Origin of the sequence: Pseudomonas kuykendallii, from assembly GCF_900106975.1 — a bacterium.
Classification (GTDB): Bacteria; Pseudomonadota; Gammaproteobacteria; order Pseudomonadales; family Pseudomonadaceae; genus Pseudomonas_O; species Pseudomonas_O kuykendallii.
In genome coordinates, this window is sequence record NZ_FNNU01000001.1 from 986,084 (window position 1) to 1,006,105 (window position 20,022).

Below are 20,022 nucleotides of genomic sequence, written 5' to 3' on the forward strand. Positions count from 1 at the left end.
ACCTCCTCCAGGTTTGCCGGTGGACACTGCCGTGCCGATGCGGTTAGCGTCTTCAGCGCCGGAATAGACGCCTGGCGTCCACAATGGGACATGCATGAGCAAGCGAAAGAAACATGAAGAGCAGGGCGACGCCATCCTCGAGGCGATGCGTGCGGGGCGCCCGCAGGATGACCGCGAGGCACGCCGGAAACAGCTTTCCCGACAGCGCTTTCTCCTGCGTTTCGGCCTGGTCGGTTTCGCCATCGCCGGTGTCGCCGGCTACCTGATTTCCGGCGATCCGCTGCCGATCGCCTGGCTCGGCATGGTGCTGGGCGTGGCGGCGGGCTGGGGCTGGTTGAGGGTGCGCTGATGGACACCGCTTCGCTGCTCTGGGGGCTGCTGTTCAGCGCCTTCGGCTTCGCCTATTTCGTCTACGGCAAGAAGCAGGGCAAGGCGGTGCCGCTGCTCTGCGGCATCGCGCTGATGGTCTTCCCCTATTTTGTCGACAGCGACCTGCTGCTGGCCGGCATCGGTCTGACATTGCTGGCGGTGCCGTTGGTCGTTCGCGGCTGAGGCGCTAGCCGCCGCGTTCGCGGGTGGGGCGCAGGGCCAGGCAGCCGAGCAACGCCGGAACACCGAGGCCGAGCCAGGCTATCGCGTCCCACACACCGTCGCCGAGCAGTGCGCAGAACAGGCCGATGGCGCTGCCCAGGCCGATCAGCGCGGGCAGGGCGAAGGTCGAGCGACGCAGGCGCTTCATGCGTCCGCCCCGGCCGTTCGCGGACTGCCCATGGGCACGCGGCGGCGCACCCACCAGAGGTACAGGCCGCTGCCGAGGACGATGATCGTCAGCACGTCCAGTACGGCCCACAGCACCTTCATCGGCATGCCGCCGTAGTCGCCGAAATGCAGCGGCTGCGACATGCCCAGCGCATCCATGTACCAGGGCCGCGCGACCACCGCGGTGACGCCAAGGGTCTGCGCATCGATCAGCACCGGGGTGAACAGGTGCGAGGTCAGCGGCGTGTTGCCGTTCATGAACACCGTGTAGTGGTGCTCACTGGAGAACCGTGTGCCGGGGAAGGCGATGAAGTCCGGCTGGCTGTCGGGCGCCGCCGTGCGGGCGATCTCCAGCAGCCGGCTGGCCGGCGCGCGTTCGCCGAGCGGCGGGGCGTTGCGGTAGGGCGCCAGCATCGCGGTCAGCGCGTCCTGCCGCCAGGCCGCGATCAGCAGGTCGGCGCAGGCGCTGATCACCCCGGTGACGCCGACCGCCAGCGCCCAGACCAGGGTGACGATGCCGATTAGGTTGTGCAGGTCCAGCCAGCGCAGGCGGGTGGACCTGTCGCGGCGCACCTGGGCGAACCGCTGGCGGCGCATGAAGGGTGCGTAGAGCACGACGCCGGAGATGAGGGCGACGATGAACAGCAGCCCCATGAACGCCAGCAGCAGCTTGCCCGGCAGCCCGGCGAACAGGTCGACGTGCAGGCGAAGGATGAACAGCATCAGGCCGCCATTCGCCGAAGGCATTTCCAGGGCCTCGCCGCTGCGCGCATCGAGCAGGAAGGTGTGCGATTCGTTCGGGTCGCTGCCGGCCGTGGCCGCGCTGATCGCCATCACCGCGTCGGGCTCGTCGTCTTCCCAGGCGAGGTACTGCACCACCTCGCCGGGCCGGTGCGCCTCGGCGGCCCGTACCAGTCGCTGCAGGTCCAGGTGCGGTGTATCCGCCGGCAGCTCGCGCAGCGTGGGCGCATCGCCGAGCAGGTGGTCGATCTCGTGGTGGAAGATCAGCGGCAGGCCGGTCAGCGCCAGCATCAGCAGGAACAGCGTGCAGACCAGGCTGCTCCAGGTGTGGACGAAGGACCAGCGGCGGATTGTCTTGGCGTGCATCGGGGATTCCGTGGAAAACGCCGGAGCCGGCTCCCGGAGCGGCTCGCGCGCGAAGCGGGGCAGCGGCGGTTCAGAACTCCATTTCCGCCGAGAAGGTCAGGGTGCGCGGATCGCCCAGGTAGTAGCTGTTCAACCAATAGGACTTGTCCGCCAGGTTGCTGACGTTGGTGCGCAGGGTCAGCTTGTTGTCCGCCACCGGCATGCTGTAGCGCGCGCCGAAGTCGAAGGTGGTAAAGGACGGCAGGCTGTGGTCGTTGGCCTCGTCGCTGTATTGCTTGCCGGTGTAGTAGGCGCCGCCGGTGAAGGCGAAGCCGGGCAGGGCGTCGAGGTCGTACTCGGCATAGACCTTGGCCAGTTGCGAGGCCACGTTGGTCGGCTTGTTGCCGTCGTTCGCCGCCACGTTGGACTTCTTCACCTGCGGGTCGAGCAGGGTGAGGCCGCCGACCAGGGTCAGGTTGGAGGTCACCCTGCCGGTCACGCCGAATTCCAGCCCGGTGTTTTCCTGGCGGCCGTTAGGCGTGTAGACGAAGTTGGTGATGTAGTTGGGCTTGTCGATGTTGAACAGCGCCACGGTGAACAGCGCATCGCCCCAGGTGGCCTTGGCGCCGATTTCGTACTGCTCGCTGACTTCCGGCGGCAGGGCGATGGAGCGGCCGTTGAGGGTCGTGGCGCCACCGGCTTCCAGGCCTTCGATGTAGGTCGCATAGGTGGTCAGCCAGGGCAGCGGTTTGAAGATCAGCGAATAGTTCGGCGAGGTCTTGGTCTTGGCGTAGGTGCTCACCCCGCTGCCGTAGACGAAGTCGTTGGTGAAGGTGTCGATCTTGCTGTGGGTGAAACCGACGATCGTCGACCACTGGTCGTTGAAGGTGATGACGTCGCCGATCAGCAGGTTCCGCGTTTCGTTGGTGCTGTAGAGGTGCTTGTCGCTGTTGCCGATGCTGTAGGACGGCTTGTCGACCTGCGGGGTTTCGTCGAGCGGGATGTCGCCGACCACCGAGAACTGCGGATAGGACGGGTACGCGTGGTCGATGTGCTGCTTCACGCGGCGCATGTTGCCCTGATAGCCGAACGTCACCTTGTGCCCGATGGCGCCGGTGGCGAACGCCGAGTCGAGGAACAGGTAGCCGGAGGTCTCGGCGTTGTCCACCGGGGCGTAGGCATACAGCGGCTGCGTGTAGTTGCCCGGTGCCGATACCGGTGGCGAGGTGCTGTAGATGGTCGGGCCGGTGTAGGTGTATTCCTGGGTGTACTCGGTGTAGGCGAGCGCACCGCGCAGGCTGAAGATATCGTTCAGGCGCCAGTTGAAGCGGCTGCCGACGCGGTCGCTTTCCGAGTCCGAGAACGCCCACTTCTGGCTGTAGAGCCGGTCGTTGTCCAGGTCGTCCGCATCCGGGCGGCGAGCGCCGTCCTGGACGAACCAGTAGCTGCTCAGGCCGCGCGTCTCGCTCTTCTTGTGCGAGGCGTCGAACTGGATCTGCAGGTCGTCGCTGAGGTTCCAGTCCAGCGCCAGGCTGACCATCTCGCGGCGGCGCTTCTGCAGGTCGATGGCGGTTTCGCCATCCTGGGTCAGCACATTGAGGCGATAGGCGAACCGGCCTTCGGTGTCGATCGGGCCGCCGAAGTCGCCGTGCAGGTAGTAGTTCTCGCCGCCGGCGTTGCCCAGGGTGACGCTGTTGTAGCGCTCGGCCGTCGGCCGCTTGAGCACGTAGTTGACCAGTCCGCCGGGGTTGCCGGGGCCGTAGAGGAAGCCGGAGAGGCCGGTGAGGACCTCGATCTGCTCCATCTCCTCGACGAAGTTGTTGCTGTCGGAATCGGTACTGAAGCGCAGACCGTCGGTGGCCACGTTCAGGTTACCGGCGCTGCTGAAGCCACGGATCGCTACGGCGCTGGCGTAGCCGGCGTTCTTCGGCGAGTAGAGCTGGGTGAACGGGTTGCGCTTGAAGACGTCGTCGGTGGAGGTCGTCTGGGTGTTGCGCAACTGGTCGCTGGACACGACGCTGATCGAATACGGCGTGTCCTGCAGGCTCATGCCGCCCAGCGCGCCGACGTTCTTCGCGGCGTCAACGCGGTAGCCGGCGGCCGCGCTGCCGTCGACGGGCGCCGCGGCGCTCGCGGTGACGCTGGATTCGGAAAGCAGCATGGCGCCGCTCTGCTGCACCTCGTCGAGGCTGTAGACGCCGGCGGCGTTGCGCTGCAGTTGCAGGCCGGTGCCGCGCAGGGCCTCGCGCAGGGCGTCCTGGGCGTCGAACGAACCGCGCACCGGGTTGGACGTGCGGCCGGCGGCCAGCGCCGGGTCGATGCTCAGCGTCAGCCCGGCCTCGGCGGCGATGCGGTTGAGGGTGTTGGCCAGGGACGCGGACGGCAACTGGTAGTCGCGCACGTCGCTGCGGCTGGCGGCTTCCTGGGCCAGCGCGCTACTCCAGGGTTGGCTGGCGAGCAGGGCGGCGACCAGCAGGCTGGGACGGAAAAGGGTTTTCGAGGCGGACATTCGGGAATGGCTCCTGGACAAGAATGAATCTCAATGTCCCTTTGCCGAAGCAAAATCGAAAAGTGATAGGGCGCGGCGAAAATATTTCCGCCGGCGCCATTCCCGTCACTGCTCCTTGGTCGCCGCCGGCACCACCGTCACCCACCAGTCGGTGTGCCGTTCGATGCCCACCGGCAGGCTCGGCGGCAGCGCGGCGAGGGCCAGGTCGCTGTCGTTCAGCGGGAAGCTGCCGGTGATGCGCAGGTCCGCCAGGCGCGGGTCGAGGCCGAGATGACCGCGCCGGTATTCGCCCAGGCGCTCGATCAGTTGGCCCAGCGGCATGTCCTCCACCACCAGCATGCCGCGGCTCCAGGCGTCGGCGGCGACCGGCGCGGGCTGGCTGGCGCCGAGCCCGTCGCCGCGCATCAGCACCTGTTGTCCTTCGCCGATGATGCGTTCCTCGTCGCCCCGTTCCGGGTGCGCGGCGACGGCCGACTTCAGCACGATCAGGCGCGTGCCTTCGGGTTCGCGACGGACCAGGAAGCGTGTGCCGAGGGCGCGCAGATCGCCCTCGGCGGTCTGCACGATGAACGGGCGCGGGTCGCCGTGCGCGGTTTCCACCAGCATCTCGCCGCCGCGCAGGATCACCCGTCGCTCGCGGGCGTCGAAGGCGATATCCAGCGCGCTGCGGCTGTTCAGGCGGATTCGCGTGTGGTCGGGCAGCTCGACGTCGCGCTGTTCGCCGCTGGCGGTGACTTCATCGGCCAGCCAGTCGCTCAGCGGGCGTTGCTGCTGGAGCAGGCCGAGCGTCAGCCCGACCATCAGCAGCAGGCCTAGGGTCGTGCCGCCGAGCCGGCGCAGGCGCCGCCGCACTTCGCCTTCGGCGCGCTGCAGCGCGCGCCGCGCGGGGCCCGACGCGGCGCCGTGCAACTGCTGGTCGATGCCGCCCAGCTGCGCCCAGGCGCGCGCGTTGTCCGGATGCGCGGCGTGCCAGCGGGCGAACGCCTGCTGCTGGCCGTCGTCATCGCCGGCGCCGAGGTTCAGTTGCCAGGCGATGGCCTCGTCGAGGACGCGCGCGCTGACCGGGCGGGTATCGATCATGTCGGTTCGCCGTAGAGCGCGATGTAGCACTGGCGCAGGCCCTGGGCCAGGTACTGGCGCACGCGTGGCACCGAGACGCCGAGGCGCTCGGCGATCTCGGCGTGGCTCATGCCGTCGAGGCGGCTGTGCAGGAAGGCGGCGCGGGCGCGGGTCGACAACGTGGCGAGCAGGCGCTCGACCTCACGCAGCGTCTGCAGTATCTGCAACTGCTCTTCGGCGCTGGGCTGCAGGTCCTCGGGTTGGGCGGCGAGTTCGTCCAGATAGGCGCGTTCCAGCGCGCTGCGCCGGAAGTGGTCGATCAGCAGGCCCTTGGCGATGGTGCGCAGCAGCGCGCGCGGCTCGCGCGGCGCTTGCAGGTCCTGGCGGGCGAGCAGGCGCAGGAAGGTGTCCTGGCTGAGGTCCTCGGCGCGCTGCGGGCAGTTGAGGCTACGCCGCAACCAGGCGAGCAGCCAGTCGCGATGACCGCGATACAGCAGTCCGACCACCTCGTGGTTCGGCGATTGCCCGGTCGACACGACCAGCCTCCATTGCGCACGCTGGCCGCAAAACGAGAATTATTCGCACATGATCGCAAATGTCGTTGGTGCCCGCAATGCCGGGGTATGCCGGTCGGATTAGAGGGATTGCGCGCGCTGCCGGCGGCGCCAGCCGGCCAGGCGCTCTTCCAGCGCGGCGAAACTGTCCATGCCCTGGCGCCGCGCGTGGCTGAACAGGATCAGCGCCAGTTCCGCGGTGGCCAGGGCGTCGGCGCTGGCGTTGTGGCGCTGCTGCACCTGCAGGCCGAAGTATGCGATCCAGTCGTCCAGCCCGCCCTGGCGAATGTTCGCCTGGGGGAACAGCAGCGGCGCCAGCTCGGCGAGGTCGATGAACGGGTGCAGCAGCCGATGGCCGAGGCTGTGTTTCAGCGCGCGGGCCAGCATGCGTTGGTCGAACGGCGCGTGGAACGCCAGCAGCGGGCTGTCGCCGAGGAACTCGAGGAAATCCAGCAGCGCGCCGGCCGGGTCGCTGCCGGCGGCCACCGCGTCCGGGCCGATCCCGTGGATCAGCACGCTTTCGCTGACCTGGTGATTGTCGCGCTGCAGGGTGCGCTCGAACTGCTGGCCGAGCTGGATCGCGCCGTCGTCGATGACCACCGCGCCGATCGCCAGGACCAGGTCGCGGCTGGTGTTGAGCCCGGTGGTTTCCAGGTCGAGGACGACGAAGCGCTGGTCGCGCAGCGGCAGCGCGCCGCTGGCCACGCCCGGCAGGGCCTCGAGGCGCTGGCGCTGGCGATCGTCCAGGCTCGGCGCGCGGCCGTTCAGCCAGGAAAACCTCACAGCTGATACCTCAGCGCCAGGCTGCTCTGCAGGCGCTGCGCCTGGCGGAAGGATTCGCGCAGGATGCGCCGGTCGAGGTGGTTGAGGGTGTCCGGGTCGAGGCGGTTGGAGTAGGGCAGGTTCTGCCGCGCCTGTTGCTGGTGCTGCTGCATGCGGATCAGCTGGATGATGTGGTAGGCCTCCTCGTAGGCGCCGCCGTCCTGGGCGTCGATGATGTCCCGCGCGACCAGCTGGCGCAGGCGTTCCAGGGTGTTGCCGGCTTCGATGCCGTGGGCCAGGGCGAGCAGCCGGGCGCCGTCGACAAAGGGCGTCAGGCCCTGCACCTTGAGGTCCAGGGTGTCCTTCTCCGCGCCCTTGCGGGCCACCACGAAATCGCGGAAACGGCCCACCGGCGGGCGCTGGCGCAGGGCGTTCTCGGCCATCATGCGCTGGAACAGGCGGTTGTCGTCGATCTGCCGCAGCACTTCGCGGCGCAACTCGTCGCAGCCTTCCGGCGGGCCCCAGACCGCGCGCAGGTCGAAGTAGATGCTCGAGCCGAGCAGGTTCTCCGGCGTCGCCTCGCGGATGAAGCCGGCGAAGCGCCGCGACCACTCGGCGCGCGACAGGCACAGCTCCGGGTTGCCGGCCATGATCCGCCCCTGGCACAGGGTGAAGCCGCACAGCGCCAGGCCCTCGTTGATGCGTTCGGCGAGCGGCAGCAGGCGCCCGCGGATCGCCGCGGCATCGGCCGAATCCTCGGCATCGAAGAGGATGCCGTTGTCCTGATCGGTATGCAGCGTCTGCTCGCGACGGCCCTCGCTGCCGAAACACAGCCAGGTGAAGGGCACGCCGGGGTCGCCGCATTCCTCCAGCACCAGCTCGATTACCCGGCACACGGTGTGGTCGTTGAGCAGGGTGATGATGTGGGTGATCTGCGTCGAGCTGGCGCCGTGGGCGAGCATGCGGTCGACCAGCAGATGGATGTCGCGGCGCAGCGCCGCCAGCGTCTCGATGCGCCCGGCGTGGCGGATGGTCCGCGCCAGGTGCACCAGGTCGACGCGTTGCAGGGAGAACAGGTCGCGCTCGGACACCACGCCGCTCAGGCGGCCGTCCGCGACCAGGCAGACGTGGGCGATGTGCCGCTCGGTCATCGCGATGGCGGCGTCGAAGGCGCTGGCGGCGGGCGTCAGGTGGAAGGGGTCGCGGATCATCAGCGCGTCGATCGGCTGGTTCATCTCGCCGCCGCCGGCCACCGCGCCGCGCAGGTCGCGCAGGGTGAAGATGCCCAGCGGGCGCTGCTCGGGGTCGACGATCACGATGCTGCCGACGCTCTGCTCGTCCATCAGGCGCACCGCCTCACGCAGCGGCGTGCCCGGCGCACAGCTCACCGGCTGGCGCATCGACAGTTCGCCCAGGCGGGTATCCAGGGAATATTGCGCGCCCAGGGTTTCCGCGGCGCGCAGCTGGATCTGCTGGTTGACCTGATCGAGCAGGCTGCTCACCCCGCGCAGGGCGAAGTCGCGGAACACGCTCGACACGCCGAACAGCTTGACGAAGGCCGGCTTGCCCAGCTGCAGGCAGAAGGTGTCCTCGGCGGCGAGGTGTTCGGTGCGCGTGGCGCGTTCGCCGATCAGGGCGGCCAGCGGGAAGCATTCGCCGGCGGTGATCTCGAAGGTGGTCTCGGTGCCGCGCCGGGCGCTGTGCGGGCGTTCGCCGTGCACCCGGCCCTGCTTGACGATGTAGAAGTGTTGCACCACGCCATCGGCGGGTTTGATGATGGAGTCGCCGCTTCCGTAGAAGCGCAGCTGGCAGTTCTCCACCATGAACGCCAGGTGGGCGTTCTCCATCTGGTTGAACGGCGGGTACTTCTGCAGGAACTCCATGGTGCCGTGGATGTTCTGCAGCACGGCGGTCTTCCCCGCCTGGGCGAAGGCGTCGGCTTTGCTCATGGCTGGCTCGCTCTTGTTATTCAGCGCGCATGGTCGGCTGCACCCGGCACGCTCGACATTGGACGTAAGTCTAGTCGGGCCCCGGCAACCTCCGGTAACAGACGCGCCGGAACGGGTGAACGCGGCGCCGGCACGGCGTCTCCGCCGTTCCGTCGAGAGGCGCGGCGAGGCGTCTGGCCAGGCATTTTTGAACCTAGCCGGGGTATCCGGGTCGCTTGTGGTCACGGGAATGCATGGTGGGTTCCCATCGGACTGGAGATCAGCCTATGAATAGCGCTTCGACCCTGTGGGGCAAACTCTGTGCGCTGCTGTTCGCGACCTTGCTGGCGAGCGCCGCCCAGGCCCAGGAGGCGCCTCCGCAGCTGGTCGGCATCAACGTCGCCGGCGCCGGCTTTTCGCCGGGCACGCTGCCGGGCAAGCACGGCACCAACTATTTCTTTCCGCCGCCGGACTATTTCGTCCAGTGGAAGGAACGCGGCATCACCTGGATTCGCTTCTCGATCGTCTGGGAGCGCCTGCAGCCGCAGCAGTTCGGCGACTTCGACGCCGACTATGCGGCGCGCATCGACAAGACCCTCGAGGACGCCAAGGCCAACGGTATCCGCGTGATGCTCGACGTGCACAATTACGGGCGCTACTACGGCAAGATCATTGGCGACGCCGATGTGCCGATCAAGGCCTACCAGGATCTGATGGAGCGCATCGCCGAGCGCTGGTCGAAAGACGACACGCTGTACTCCTACGACCTGATGAACGAGCCCTACGGCGACGCCGAGCGCTATTGGTTCGATGTCGCCCAGGCCGGCATCGACGGCGTGCGCAAGTACGACAAGACCAAGACGATCTACGTCGAAGGCCGCAGCTGGTCGTCGGCGCAGCGCTGGCCGGGGCTCAACGACGACCTGCTGAAGCTGGTCGACCCGGCGGACAACCTGGTGTTCTCCGCGCACATCTACGCCGACAAGGACAGCAGCGGGCTGTACAAGCAGGCGATGCCGGACAACTACGACCCGATGGTGGTGGTCAAGCGCGTCGAGCCCTTCGTCGAGTGGCTGCGCCAGCACGGCAAGCGTGGCCACCTCGGCGAATTCGGCGTGCCCAACAACGATCCACGCTGGCTACCGATCATGGACAATCTTCTGAGCTACCTGCAGCAGAACTGCATCCCGGTGACCTACTGGGCCGCCGGGCCTTCGTGGGGGCGCAACTACCACATGTCCATCGAGCCGCTGGACGGCAAGGACCGGCCGCAATGGCCGGTGCTGCAGAAGTATCTCGGCAGCGGCGGCTGCGAGGCGATCGGCCCGAAGAAATCCTGAAACCCCTGCCCACTGGCGGTTTCGGCGCGGTGTATCCGGACAGCTACGTTCGTCCGGATCGTCGCCGCGTCCGGAACCGGCGGACCTTTTTGCGCTCCAAGTTGGGCCCTATAGCCGGGTTGCGAGAAGAAACCTCCTGAAAGGATGCCGTTCGGCAGAGACGAATGCCGGGCAGTCGGCCTCCCGTTGCCAGGAGTGATCGCAGAGTGAGTGCGTCGCCCGTCGTCCGGCGATGCGCCTATCCCGCTTCGCCCTGGTTATGAGACCTCCACGGGCTTTCGAGAAAAGGATGTTCATGAACAATCGCAACCTCTGGGTGGACTACGGCAAAGCCATCGGCATCGTTCTGGTCGTGTACGGCCACGTCGTGCGCGGGTTGCTGGCGGCCGGGATCATCGAAGACCACATCTTCCTGCACAAGCTGGTGGATAGCGTCATCTACAGCTTCCACATGCCGCTGTTCTTCTTCCTTTCCGGGTTGTTCTTCTGGCACTCGATGAGCAACCGCGGTGCCAACGGGGTGTTCCTCAGCAAGATCGACACGGTGTTCTACCCCTTCGTGCTGTGGTCGATCCTGCAGGGCTGCATCGAGGCGCTGCTGTCCAACTACACCAACGGCGATGTCAGCCTGGCCAAGGTGTTCTCGCTACTCTGGGCCCCGCGCGCGCAGTTCTGGTTCCTCTATGCGCTGTTCCTGATCTTCACCCTGAGCGTGCTGCTCTACCGGCGCAGCGCGATGTTCCTGCCGCTGCTGGTGGCGGGCGCGGTGATCTACATCTTCCAGAACCGTGGGCCGAACTTCTTCGTCTTCAACTTCATCGCGCAGAACTTCGTGTTCTTCGCCTTCGGCGTCTGGTTCAACAGCATTCGCGGGCACATCGAGAGCCGCGCCGGCCTCGTCGCGGCGCTCAGCGGGGTGGCCTTCGTCGTGCTGGAGTACGTCTTCCACGGCGTGCTCGGCCTGCGTTACGAAGACCGCGGGGCGCTCTCGCTGGTGGTGGCGATGACCGCCATCCTGTTCGTCGTCAGCGCCTGCATGGTGCTGGCGCGCAAACCGCTCGGCTGGGTGCTGACCCTCGGCGCGCTGTCGATGCCGATCTACCTGATGCACATCCTCGCCGGCAGCGGCATCCGCGTGATTCTCAGCAAGTTCTTCGGCATCGACAGCGTCGCCGTGCATATCCTCGCCGGCTGCGTGATCGGCCTGGTGCTGCCGGTGATCGCCGCGAAGATCCTCGAGGCCATGGGCATCAAGTGGCTGTACGAGGCGCCGGCCTGGATGTCACTGGACAAGCGTCGCCAGCGCCGCCTGGCGGTCGCCCCGCGCAGCCTCTGAGCGGCGCCCGCGGCGGGGCGATCTTTTCCGCCGGATTGCGGTTATAAATGATCCCTCTTCCCGCTCAGCGAAGCCGCGATGCTGCCGATCCTTTCCGCCCATCCCCTGATCAGCGCCGTGCTCCTGCTGGCCATCGACCTGCTCGCCTGGCAACTGGTCGACGAACGTCACAAGCCGTGGAAGATCGCCGCGCGGCTGGGCATCTTCCTGCTCTACAGCCTGCTGATCTTCGAGGCCGGCCTTAGCCCGCTGCAGGCCGCGCCCTGGGCCGACGACGTTCCGCTGCACCTGCTCGCCATCATGCTGGAAATCGTCTGGTGGCTGTTCTGCGCGCGCACCCTCACGGTGGTCATCGGCCCGCTGCTGATGCCGCGCGGCGGGCACACCGGGCGCCTGGTGCAGGATGTGCTTGGCGCGATCATCTTTCTGGTCGCCATCGTCGCCGCCGCGGCCTACGTCATGGAGCTGCCGGTACGCGGCCTGCTGGCCACGTCCGGCGCGGTGGCGATCATCGTCGGCCTGGCGTTGCAGAGCACCCTGGGTGACGTGTTTTCCGGGATCGTGCTGAACACCACCAAGCCCTATCAGCTGGACGACTGGATCTCCATCGACGGCATCGAAGGCAAGGTGGTGGAGATCGACTGGCGTTCCACCCACCTGCTCACCGCCCAGGGCAGCATGGCGGTGGTGCCCAACTCGGTGGCGGCCAAGGCCAAGATCCTCAACCTGAGCCGCCCGCGCGACGTGCATGGCGTGTCGATCCGCCTGGAGCTGCCGCGCCTGGTGCGCCCGCGCAAGGCGCTCGACGCCCTCGAGCGCGCGCTGCAGGGCTGCAGCGAGCTGCTGTCGACGCCCAGGCCCAGCGTCGGCATCAAGAGCTCCGGCATCGACAGCGTCGAGTACGAACTCACCGGCTTCGTCGATGCGATGGCGAAGAAGGCCGCGGTGCGCAATCAGCTCTACGACCTCGCCTACCGTCACCTGGAGGCCTCCGCGGTGCTGCGCGAGGATGCCCCGGCGCAGACGCCACGGGAAATCTCCCGCGCCCGTGCGCTGCTCGACGACGTGAAGATCTTCCGCACCCTGAGCGGGCCGCAGAAGGACGAGCTGAGCGGTCACCTGATGCGCCAGGACCATGCCGCCGGCGAAGAGGTGATCGCCCTCGGCGCCCTCACCGAGGACCTGCTGATCATCGGTTCGGGGGTGATCGGGGTGTCGGTCTCCGATGGCGCGACGCTGATCGAGGCGGGGCGCATGGGGCCGGGCGAGATCATGGGCGAGGAGAGCCTGATTTCCGGCCAGCCCTCGCAGGCGCGCTTCGCCGCGCTCACCGCCTGCGTGCTCTACCGGATCGACAAGGCGCACATCCAGACCTGCCTGGAGGCAGGAGGCGAGGTCGCCGAGGCGATGACGCGGCTGCACCATTTCCGCCAGCAGGCCAGCCAGTCGCTGCTGCTGCAGAAGCCGGTGGCGGTGCACAAGGCCGGTTTCCTCAGCTGGTTGCGCAAGCGCTGAGGCGCGCGGCCTGCAACTCCTCCACCAGCGCCCGCACCAGCTCGGCGGCCGGCAGTGCCCGCGCCAGCGGCGCGCCCTGGCCGGCCCACTGCGCGGCGAAATCGTGGTTGCCGCGGGCGCCGGCCGCGGTATGCAGCGCCTTGGCGGCGTCATAGGCGATCGGGTAGTCGGGCAGCGCGGGCCTGGTATCGGCATCCCGATACAGGCGATTGGGCAGGCCGCGCGCCGGGCGTCCGGACAGCGTCGCGGTGATCCGCGTGCGGGCGGCGCGCTCGCCCTGCAACGCGGCGCGGTAGGCCGGGTTGGCCGCGGATTCCGGGCAGAGGATGAACGCGGTGCCCATCTGCACCGCGTCGGCGCCCAGCGCCAGCGCGGCGGCGATGCCGGCGCCGTCCATGATGCCGCCGGCGGCGATCAGCGGCAGGCGGGTCTGCCGCGCCAGCAGGCGCACCAGCGCCAGGGTGCCGATCCCGTCGTCGCCGCCCTGCGGGTCGAAGACCCCGCGATGGCCGCCGGCCTCGACGCCCTGGGCGACCAGCGCATCGACCCCCGCGGCCTCGGCCAGCGTCGCTTCCACCGGCGTGGTGACGCAGGCCAGCAGGCGGATGCCGGCGCCCTTCAGCGCGGCGATGGTCGCCGCCGGGGGCAGGCCGAAGTGGAAGCTCACCACCGCCGGGCGCTCCTCCAGCAGCACCTCGAGCATCGGCGCATCGACCAGGAAGCTGGTGTAGATCTCGCCCAGCGCGGCCGGCGGCGCGGCGTCGAATTCGGCGAACAGCGGCCGCAGGTAGTCGAGCCAGGCCGCCTCCCGCGCGGCGTCGGGCTGCGCCGGCGGGTGGCAGAACAGGTTGACGTTGAACGGCCGCGCGGTCAGCGCGCGGGTTTCGCCGATCAGCGTTCGTGTCTGCTGCGCGGTGTTGGCGCCCACGCCCAGCGAGCCCAGCCCGCCGGCCTCGGACACCGCCGCCGCCAGGCGGGGCGTGGAAACGCCGGCCATCGGCGCCTGGATGATCGGGTGCTCGATGCCCAGCAGGGCGGTGAGGCGCGGGCTCATGGGGTCTCCTCGGGCGGCGCGGCCGCCGGTAGTTCGATCAGGCGATAGCCGACGCCGGGCTCGGTGACGATGAAGCGTGGCCGGGTCGGCGCATCGCCGAGTTTCTGCCGCAGGTGGCCGACCACCACGCGCAGGTAGTGGCTGTCCTCGACGTGGGTCGGGCCCCAGATGTCCTTGAGCAGTTGCTGCTGGGTGACCATCCGCCCGAGGTGCCGGGCGAGCAGCGCCAGCACGGCGAACTCCTTGCGGGTCAGCGCTACCTCGGCGCCGTCCAGGGTCACCCGGCGGTCGGCGAAATCGATGTGCAGCGGGCCGTTGTCCAGGCTCGGCTCGCCGCGCGGGCCGTCGGCCAGGCGCAGCAGCACGCGCACGCGGGCGAGGAATTCCTGGATACCGAACGGCTTGGTCACGTAGTCGTTGGCGCCACCATCCAGGGCGAGCACCTTCTCGCCCTCGCTGGCGCGCACCGAGAGCACCAGCACCGGCATCCGCGACCACTGGCGCAGGTCGCGAAGCACCTCATGGCCGTCCATGTCCGGCAGGCCGAGGTCGAGCACCATCAGGTCCGGGCGCGCCAGCGCGGCCTGGGCCAGCCCGTCGGTGCCGTTCGCCGCCTCCAGCACCCGGTAGCCCTGCGCGCTCAGGGCGATGCGCAGGAACCGGCGGATCTGCGCTTCGTCCTCGACGATCAGGATGCTGCTCGACATGGGCGTCATTCGTCTTCCAGCGGCGGTTGCGGGTGCACCGGCAGGTGCAGGGTGAAGCAGGCGCCGCGCCCGTCGAGGCCGTCGCCGATGCTCACCCTACCACCGTGGGCGCCGACCATGCCCAGGCAGATCGACAACCCCAACCCGGTGCCCTGGCCGCCGCGATCGCCGCGGCTGGCGGTATAGAACATGTCGAACACCTTGTCGCGCTCCTGCGCGGGAATGCCCGGCCCCTGGTCGGCCACGGCGAAGCGCAGCTCGCCTTCGTCGGCGTCCAGGCCGATGCGCAGCCGCGCACCCGCCGGCGAGAAGCGCGCGGCGTTCTCCAGCACGTTGACCAGCGCCTGCTCGATCAGTGCGGCGTGGACGAACAGCAGCGGCAGGTCCTCGGCCACCTCGAGTTCCACCCGCAAGGGCGCGAGCACCGGGCGCAGGCGCTGCAGCGCGCTGGCGAGGATGTCGGCGGGCGCCACCCAGTCGCGCATCAGCTTCAGCCCGCCGTGGCCGAGGCGGGTCATGTCCAGCAGGTTCTGGATGTAGCGGTCGAGCCGCTCGGCCTCGTCGCGGGTGCCTTCGAGCAGCTCGCGGCGATCCGCCGGGGGAATCCGTTCGCCCAGCGCCAGCAGGCTGTCGATGGAGCCGCGCATGGCCGTCAGCGGGGTGCGCAGGTCGTGGGACACCGAGGCCAGCAGCGCGCTGCGCAGTTGCTCGGTTTCGCCGTGCAGGCGCGCGGCTTCCAGGTCGCTCGCCAGTTGCGCACGCGCCAGCGCCTGCGCCAGCGGCTGGCCGAGGGCGGCGTACAGGCGGCGCTGTTCGGCGCTCAGCGGCTGGCCGTCGTGGGGGGCGATGCCGAGCAGCGCGAGCGGTTGGCCGTCGCCGCTCAGCGGCAGCCACCACCAGCGCCCGCTGGGGAGCGTGCCGGTGCCCAGCCCGGCCGGCTGCTCGTGCCTCCAGGCCCAGTCGGCGGCGGCGCGTTCCTGTTCGGCGAGCGGCGGATGTTCCCCCGCTGGCGCCTGCCACTTGCCGTCGGCGTCACGCCCGAGCAGGCAGATGGCGACGTCCGGGTGCTGGGCGAACTGCTGGCTGGCGGCGCTCAGCACGGCCTGGCGATCGGTGGCGGCAGTCAGCCGGCGCGACAGCTCCAGCAGCTCGCCGGTCTCCGCCTGGGTCCGACGCAACGCCTGCAACTGGCGGCGCTGGCGACTGGCGAGATCGCCAGTGAGGCCGGCCATGAGCAGGAAGAACAGCAGGGTCAGCACGTCCTCTTCGCGGCGGATGCTCAGCGACAGGGTCGGCTGGATGAACAGGAAGTCGTAGGCGAGGAACGACAGCCCGGCGCAGGCCAGTGCCGGCCACAGGCTGCTGCGTACCGCCACCAGCAGCACCGCGGCGAGGAACACCAGGGAGATGTTCGGCAGCTCCAGCACCCGCGAGACGCCCAGCGACAGCGCCGCGGCGGCCAGCGCGGCGCCCATCGCCAGCAGGTAGTCGCGGCGCCGCCAGCCCGTCCGCGCGCGGGGCGTCCGCGGCGCTTCGGTGTCGCTGCCGAGCAGGCTGATTTCCAGCGTGCCGGCGCCCTGCAGCAGGCGTTCGGCGAGGCCGCGCCGCCAGCGCCGGCGCTGCCCGCGATGGCCGACCAGCAGCAGGCTGGCACGGCGCTCGCGGGCATGGTCGAGCAGCGCCCGTGCGACGTCGTCGGCGCGCAACAGCACGACTTCGCCGCCCAGCCGTTCGGCCAGTTGCTGCGCCGCCTGCAGCGCCGCGCGAGCGGTTTCGCTGGCGGGCTTGCCGGTGTCGATGTGCAGCGCGCTCCAGGGCAGGTGGCGGCGCTCGGCGACCCGGCTGGCGTGGCGCACCAGGCGCTGCGCCTGCTCGTCGCCGGTGATCCCCACCAACAGCCGGCCGCGCAACGCCGGGGCTTCCTGGCCCTGCTGGCGGTAGCGGCGGTCGAGGTCGGCGTCGACCCGCGCGGCGGCGGTGTGCATCGCCAGCTCGCGCAGGGCGGTGAGGTTGGTCTGCGAGAAGAACGCATCGATCGCCGCGCGTGCCTGTTCCGGCACGTAGACCTTGCCGTCGCGCAGGCGCTCGAGCAGCTCGCGCGGCGGCAGGTCGATCAGGAGGATTTCGTCGGCGTCCTGCAGCAGCCAGTCCGGCACCGTTTCGCGCACCTGCACCCCGGTGATGTCGCGGACCTGGTCGTTGAGGCTTTCCAGATGCTGCACGTTGACCGTGGTGTAGACGTCGATGCCGGCGTCGAGCAGCTCCAGCACGTCCTGCCAGCGCTTGGCGTGGCGGCTGCCCGGCGCGTTGCTGTGCGCCAGCTCGTCCACCAGCGCCAGCTTCGGCCGCGCCGCCAGCAGGCCGTCGAGGTCCAGCTCGGCCAGTCGCAGGCCGCGGTAGTCGAAGCGCCGCAGCGGCTGCTGCGGCAGGCCGGCGAGCAACGCCTCGGTCTCCGCGCGGCCATGGCTCTCGACGATTCCGGCACGCAGTGCGACACCCTGGCGCCGTTGCGCCTGCGCCGCCTGCAGCATGGCGAAGGTCTTGCCGACGCCAGGCGCGGCGCCGAGGAAGACCTTCAGCCGGCCGCGTCCGCCGCCGGGAAGGTCGGCGAGCAGGGCGTCGGCGCGGTCGGTATCGCTCATGGCGGGCTCTCGGAACGGGTCAGCGATTGTCGTCCAGTGCCCGGTTCAGGGCCAGCACATTGACCACCTCGGGGCCGACCAGCGGGCGCTCGATGTGGCGCTCCAGAAGGCGTTCCAGATCCGCCGCGGCGACCCCGCGAGCGGCGGCCACGCGGGGGATCTGGAAACGCACCGCGTCCGGCGGCAGGTGGGGGTCCAGACCGCTGCCCGAGGTGGTGACCAGGGCCATCGGCACGGCGCCGGGCGCTTCGCCGTGCAGGCGCGCGGCGTCGGCGGCGATGCGCTGGCGCAGCGCCGGGTTGCTCGCCGAGAGGTTGCTGGCGGCGCTGGCGACGGTGGCGAAGGCGCCGGCCGAAGGGCGTGGCTGGAACCATTCGGCGCCGTCGAAGGGCTGCGCCAGCAGGCGGCTGCCGCGCACCTTGCCGACGGCGTCGCGGATCAGGCTGCCGTTGGCCTGCTCGGGAAACGCCAGTTGCGCGACGGCGGTGACGGCCAGCGGATAGGCGACGCCGGTGATCAGGGTCAGCAACGCCAGCAGGGTAACGGCGGGGCGGATGTGCGTGAGCATGGAGTTCTCCGGATTCATTGACGACTCCCTCTCCCAGAGGCAGAGGGGTAAAAGCCTTACACCAGCGTCGTAGGATGGGTCGAGCGCAGCGCCACCCATCACCGGCGCCTCGCTACGCTCAAGCCAACCTGCGTTCGCGTCATGCCAGCCCTGCGGCGACCAGCAGCATGTCGAGCGCCTTGATCCCGAGGAACGGCGCGATCAGCCCGCCGAGCCCGTAGATCAGCAGGTTGCGCCGCAGCAGGCTGGCCGCGTCGGCGGCCTGCACGCGCACGCCGCGCAGGGCCAGGGGGATCAGCGCGACGATGATCAGCGCGTTGAACACGATGGCCGAGAGGATCGCGCTCTGCGGGCTGTGCAGCTGCATCAGGTTGAGCAGGCCGAGCTGTGGATAGAGGCCGCTGAACAGCGCCGGCAGGATGGCGAAGTACTTGGCGACGTCGTTGGCCACCGAGAAGGTGGTCAGTGCGCCGCGGGTGACCAGCAGCTCCTTGCCGACCCGCACCACGTCGAGCAGCTTGGTCGGGTCCGAGTCCAGGTCGACCAGGTTGGCTGCCTCGCGCGCGGCCTGGGTGCCGTCGTTCATCGCCATGCCGACGTCGGCCTGGGCCAGCGCCGGCGCGTCGTTGGCGCCGTCGCCGCACATCGCGACCAGCTTGCCCTCGGCCTGCTCCTGGCGGATGCGTTGCAGTTTCTTTTCCGGCGTGGCCTCGGCGATGACGTCGTCGACCCCGGCTTCGGCGGCGATGGCGGCGGCGGTCAGCGGGTTGTCGCCGGTCACCATCACGGTGCGGATGCCCAGCGTGCGCAGCTCGGCGAAGCGCTGGCGGATTCCCGGCTTGACCACGTCCTTGAGGTGCACGGCGCCCAGCAGCTCGCCGTCGGCGCAGACCAGCAGCGGCGTGCCGCCACTCTGCGCGATGCTGTCGATCTCGCGTGCCAGCGCGGGCGCGAGGCTCGCGCGGTCGCGGCCGAGGAAGTCCAGCACCGAGTCCACCGCGCCCTTGCGCAACACCCGGCCGTTCCAGTCGATCCCGGAGAGCCGCGTCTCGGCGCTGAACGGCACCGCGGTCACCGCGCTGCGCGCCGGCTCCTGCAGCGGATGCAGCGCGCGCAGGTAGTCGACGATGGATTTGCCTTCCGGCGTGTCGTCGGCCAGCGAGGCCAGCAGCGCGCCTTCGGCCAGGGCCATGGCGCTGACGCCGGGCGCGGCGAACAGCGCGCTGCAGCGGCGGTTGCCGAAGGTGATGGTGCCGGTCTTGTCGAGCAGCAGCACGTGCACGTCGCCGGCCGCCTCCACCGCGCGACCGGATTTGGCGATCACGTTGAGGCGCACCAGGCGGTCCATCCCGGCGATGCCGATGGCCGAGAGCAGGCCGCCGATGGTGGTCGGGATCAGCGTCACCAGCAGCGCCACCAGGTACACCAGCGGCAGGTCGCCGCCGGCGAAGCGGGCGAACGGCTGCAGGGTGGCGACCACTAGCAGGAAGATCAGCGTCAGGCCGATCAGCAGGATGTCCAGCGCCACCTCGTTGGGCGTCTTCTGCCGCTTGGCGCCTTCCACCAGGGCGATCATCCGGTCCAGCGTCGACTCGCCGGGGTTGGCGCTGATGCGCACCAGCAGCCAGTCGGACACCAGCCGCGTGTTGCCGGTCACCGCGGAGCGGTCGCCGTCGGATTCGCGGATCACTGGCGCCGATTCGCCGGTGATCGCCGCCTCGTTCACCGCGCCGATGCCTTCGACGATCTCGCCGTCGCCGGGAATCAGCTCGCCGGCCTCGACGCGCACCAGATCGCCACGCCGCAGGCTGCTGGCGGCGACGCTGGTGTAGCTGCCGTCGGCCGTGCGAAGGCGGGCGCGTAAGCCCTCGCCGCCGGCCTTGAGGCTGTCGGCGCGGGCCTTGCCTCGACCTTCGGCGAGCGCCTCGGCGAAGTTGGCGAAGAGCACGGTGAACCACAGCCAGAGCGCGATCTGCAGCGCCAGGCCGGTGCTCACGCCCTGCGCCGGAACGAAGCACAGCAGGCTGGTGACCACGGCGGTCAGCTCGACCACCAGCATCACTGGCGAGCGCAGCAACTGCCGCGGATCGAGCTTGACGAACGCCTGCACCAGCGCCGGACGCCAGAGGGCGGAGAGGCGCGTGCGGGCCTGTTGGGGGGCGCCGGTCAGCGCCGGATTCTGCGAGTTGCCAGTCATGTCGGC

At 69.4% G+C, this 20,022-nt stretch carries 17 protein-coding genes; 5 read left to right on the plus strand and 12 right to left on the minus strand.

Annotated elements, in window-relative coordinates:
* The first annotated feature begins 94 nt into the window (after nt 1-94).
* Nucleotides 95-349, plus strand: a complete 255-nt coding sequence (locus BLV15_RS04465) for a hypothetical protein (RefSeq protein WP_090224963.1) — start codon at nt 95-97, stop codon at nt 347-349.
* Complete coding sequence (locus tag BLV15_RS04470) at nt 349-552, plus strand: hypothetical protein (RefSeq protein WP_090224965.1); 204 nt, start codon at nt 349-351, stop codon at nt 550-552. Before BLV15_RS04465 ends, BLV15_RS04470 begins: the two co-directional genes overlap by 1 nt.
* A 4-nt stretch (nt 553-556) precedes the next feature.
* Here the strand turns inward: BLV15_RS04470 and BLV15_RS04475 are convergent, their stop codons facing one another.
* The 7 genes from BLV15_RS04475 to BLV15_RS04505 form a co-directional block, all read right to left on the minus strand.
* Entirely contained in the window at nt 557-739 is a 183-nt protein-coding gene (locus BLV15_RS04475; RefSeq protein WP_090224966.1) for a hypothetical protein, read from the minus strand.
* On the minus strand, nt 736-1,866 hold the full coding sequence (locus BLV15_RS04480) for a PepSY-associated TM helix domain-containing protein (protein WP_090224968.1): 1,131 nt from the start codon (nt 1,864-1,866) through the stop codon (nt 736-738). Before BLV15_RS04480 ends, BLV15_RS04475 begins: the two co-directional genes overlap by 4 nt.
* Before the next feature lie 70 nt (nt 1,867-1,936).
* Nucleotides 1,937-4,354 carry a TonB-dependent receptor gene (locus tag BLV15_RS04485; RefSeq protein ID WP_090224970.1) on the minus strand — a complete coding sequence of 806 codons (2,418 nt, stop codon included), beginning with the start codon at nt 4,352-4,354 and terminating at the stop codon, nt 1,937-1,939.
* Nucleotides 4,355-4,459: 105 nt separating this feature from the next.
* Nucleotides 4,460-5,434, minus strand: a complete 975-nt coding sequence (locus BLV15_RS04490; RefSeq protein WP_090224972.1) for a FecR family protein — start codon at nt 5,432-5,434, stop codon at nt 4,460-4,462.
* A complete protein-coding gene (locus BLV15_RS04495; protein WP_090224973.1) occupies nt 5,431-5,949 on the minus strand; it encodes an RNA polymerase sigma factor in 519 nt (172 codons plus the stop codon). Before BLV15_RS04495 ends, BLV15_RS04490 begins: the two co-directional genes overlap by 4 nt.
* A 99-nt stretch (nt 5,950-6,048) precedes the next feature.
* Nucleotides 6,049-6,750 (minus strand): 3'-5' exonuclease, encoded by a 702-nt coding sequence (locus BLV15_RS04500; RefSeq protein WP_090224975.1) that lies wholly within the window; start codon nt 6,748-6,750, stop codon nt 6,049-6,051.
* The gene (locus BLV15_RS04505; RefSeq protein WP_090224977.1) at nt 6,747-8,678 is read right to left on the minus strand and encodes a putative nucleotidyltransferase substrate binding domain-containing protein; all 1,932 of its coding nucleotides are present in this window, start codon (nt 8,676-8,678) and stop codon (nt 6,747-6,749) included. The genes BLV15_RS04500 and BLV15_RS04505 overlap by 4 nt, the downstream gene beginning before the upstream one ends.
* Before the next feature lie 266 nt (nt 8,679-8,944).
* On the opposite strand from BLV15_RS04505, the gene BLV15_RS04510 reads away from it, so the two are divergent.
* The 3 genes from BLV15_RS04510 to BLV15_RS04520 all read left to right on the plus strand — a co-directional run bounded on the left by BLV15_RS04510 (nt 8,945) and on the right by BLV15_RS04520 (nt 12,848).
* Nucleotides 8,945-9,997 (plus strand): glycoside hydrolase family 5 protein, encoded by a 1,053-nt coding sequence (locus tag BLV15_RS04510; RefSeq protein ID WP_090224979.1) that lies wholly within the window; start codon nt 8,945-8,947, stop codon nt 9,995-9,997.
* A gap of 295 nt (nt 9,998-10,292) precedes the next feature.
* Nucleotides 10,293-11,333 (plus strand): acyltransferase family protein, encoded by a 1,041-nt coding sequence (locus BLV15_RS04515; RefSeq protein WP_090225218.1) that lies wholly within the window; start codon nt 10,293-10,295, stop codon nt 11,331-11,333.
* A 78-nt stretch (nt 11,334-11,411) separates the two neighbouring features.
* A complete protein-coding gene (locus tag BLV15_RS04520; RefSeq protein WP_090224980.1) occupies nt 11,412-12,848 on the plus strand; it encodes a mechanosensitive ion channel family protein in 1,437 nt (478 codons plus the stop codon).
* On the opposite strand, the gene BLV15_RS04525 is transcribed toward BLV15_RS04520, so the two are convergent.
* From BLV15_RS04525 to kdpB, 5 genes are all read right to left on the minus strand, one after another.
* On the minus strand, nt 12,826-13,902 hold the full coding sequence (locus tag BLV15_RS04525; RefSeq protein ID WP_090224982.1) for an NAD(P)H-dependent flavin oxidoreductase: 1,077 nt from the start codon (nt 13,900-13,902) through the stop codon (nt 12,826-12,828). The genes BLV15_RS04520 and BLV15_RS04525 overlap by 23 nt on opposite strands.
* Nucleotides 13,899-14,618: a response regulator gene (locus tag BLV15_RS04530; protein WP_090224984.1), complete on the minus strand. Its 720-nt coding sequence runs from the start codon at nt 14,616-14,618 to the stop codon at nt 13,899-13,901. Before BLV15_RS04530 ends, BLV15_RS04525 begins: the two co-directional genes overlap by 4 nt.
* Complete coding sequence (locus tag BLV15_RS04535) at nt 14,615-17,251, minus strand: sensor histidine kinase (RefSeq protein ID WP_090224986.1); 2,637 nt, start codon at nt 17,249-17,251, stop codon at nt 14,615-14,617. The genes BLV15_RS04530 and BLV15_RS04535 overlap by 4 nt, the downstream gene beginning before the upstream one ends.
* A 19-nt stretch (nt 17,252-17,270) precedes the next feature.
* Nucleotides 17,271-17,819, minus strand: a complete 549-nt coding sequence (gene kdpC, locus BLV15_RS04540) for a potassium-transporting ATPase subunit KdpC (RefSeq protein ID WP_090225220.1) — start codon at nt 17,817-17,819, stop codon at nt 17,271-17,273.
* Between the two features lie 139 nt (nt 17,820-17,958).
* Nucleotides 17,959-20,016 (minus strand): potassium-transporting ATPase subunit KdpB, encoded by a 2,058-nt coding sequence (kdpB, locus tag BLV15_RS04545; RefSeq protein WP_090224988.1) that lies wholly within the window; start codon nt 20,014-20,016, stop codon nt 17,959-17,961.
* Nucleotides 20,017-20,022 lie beyond the last annotated feature (6 nt).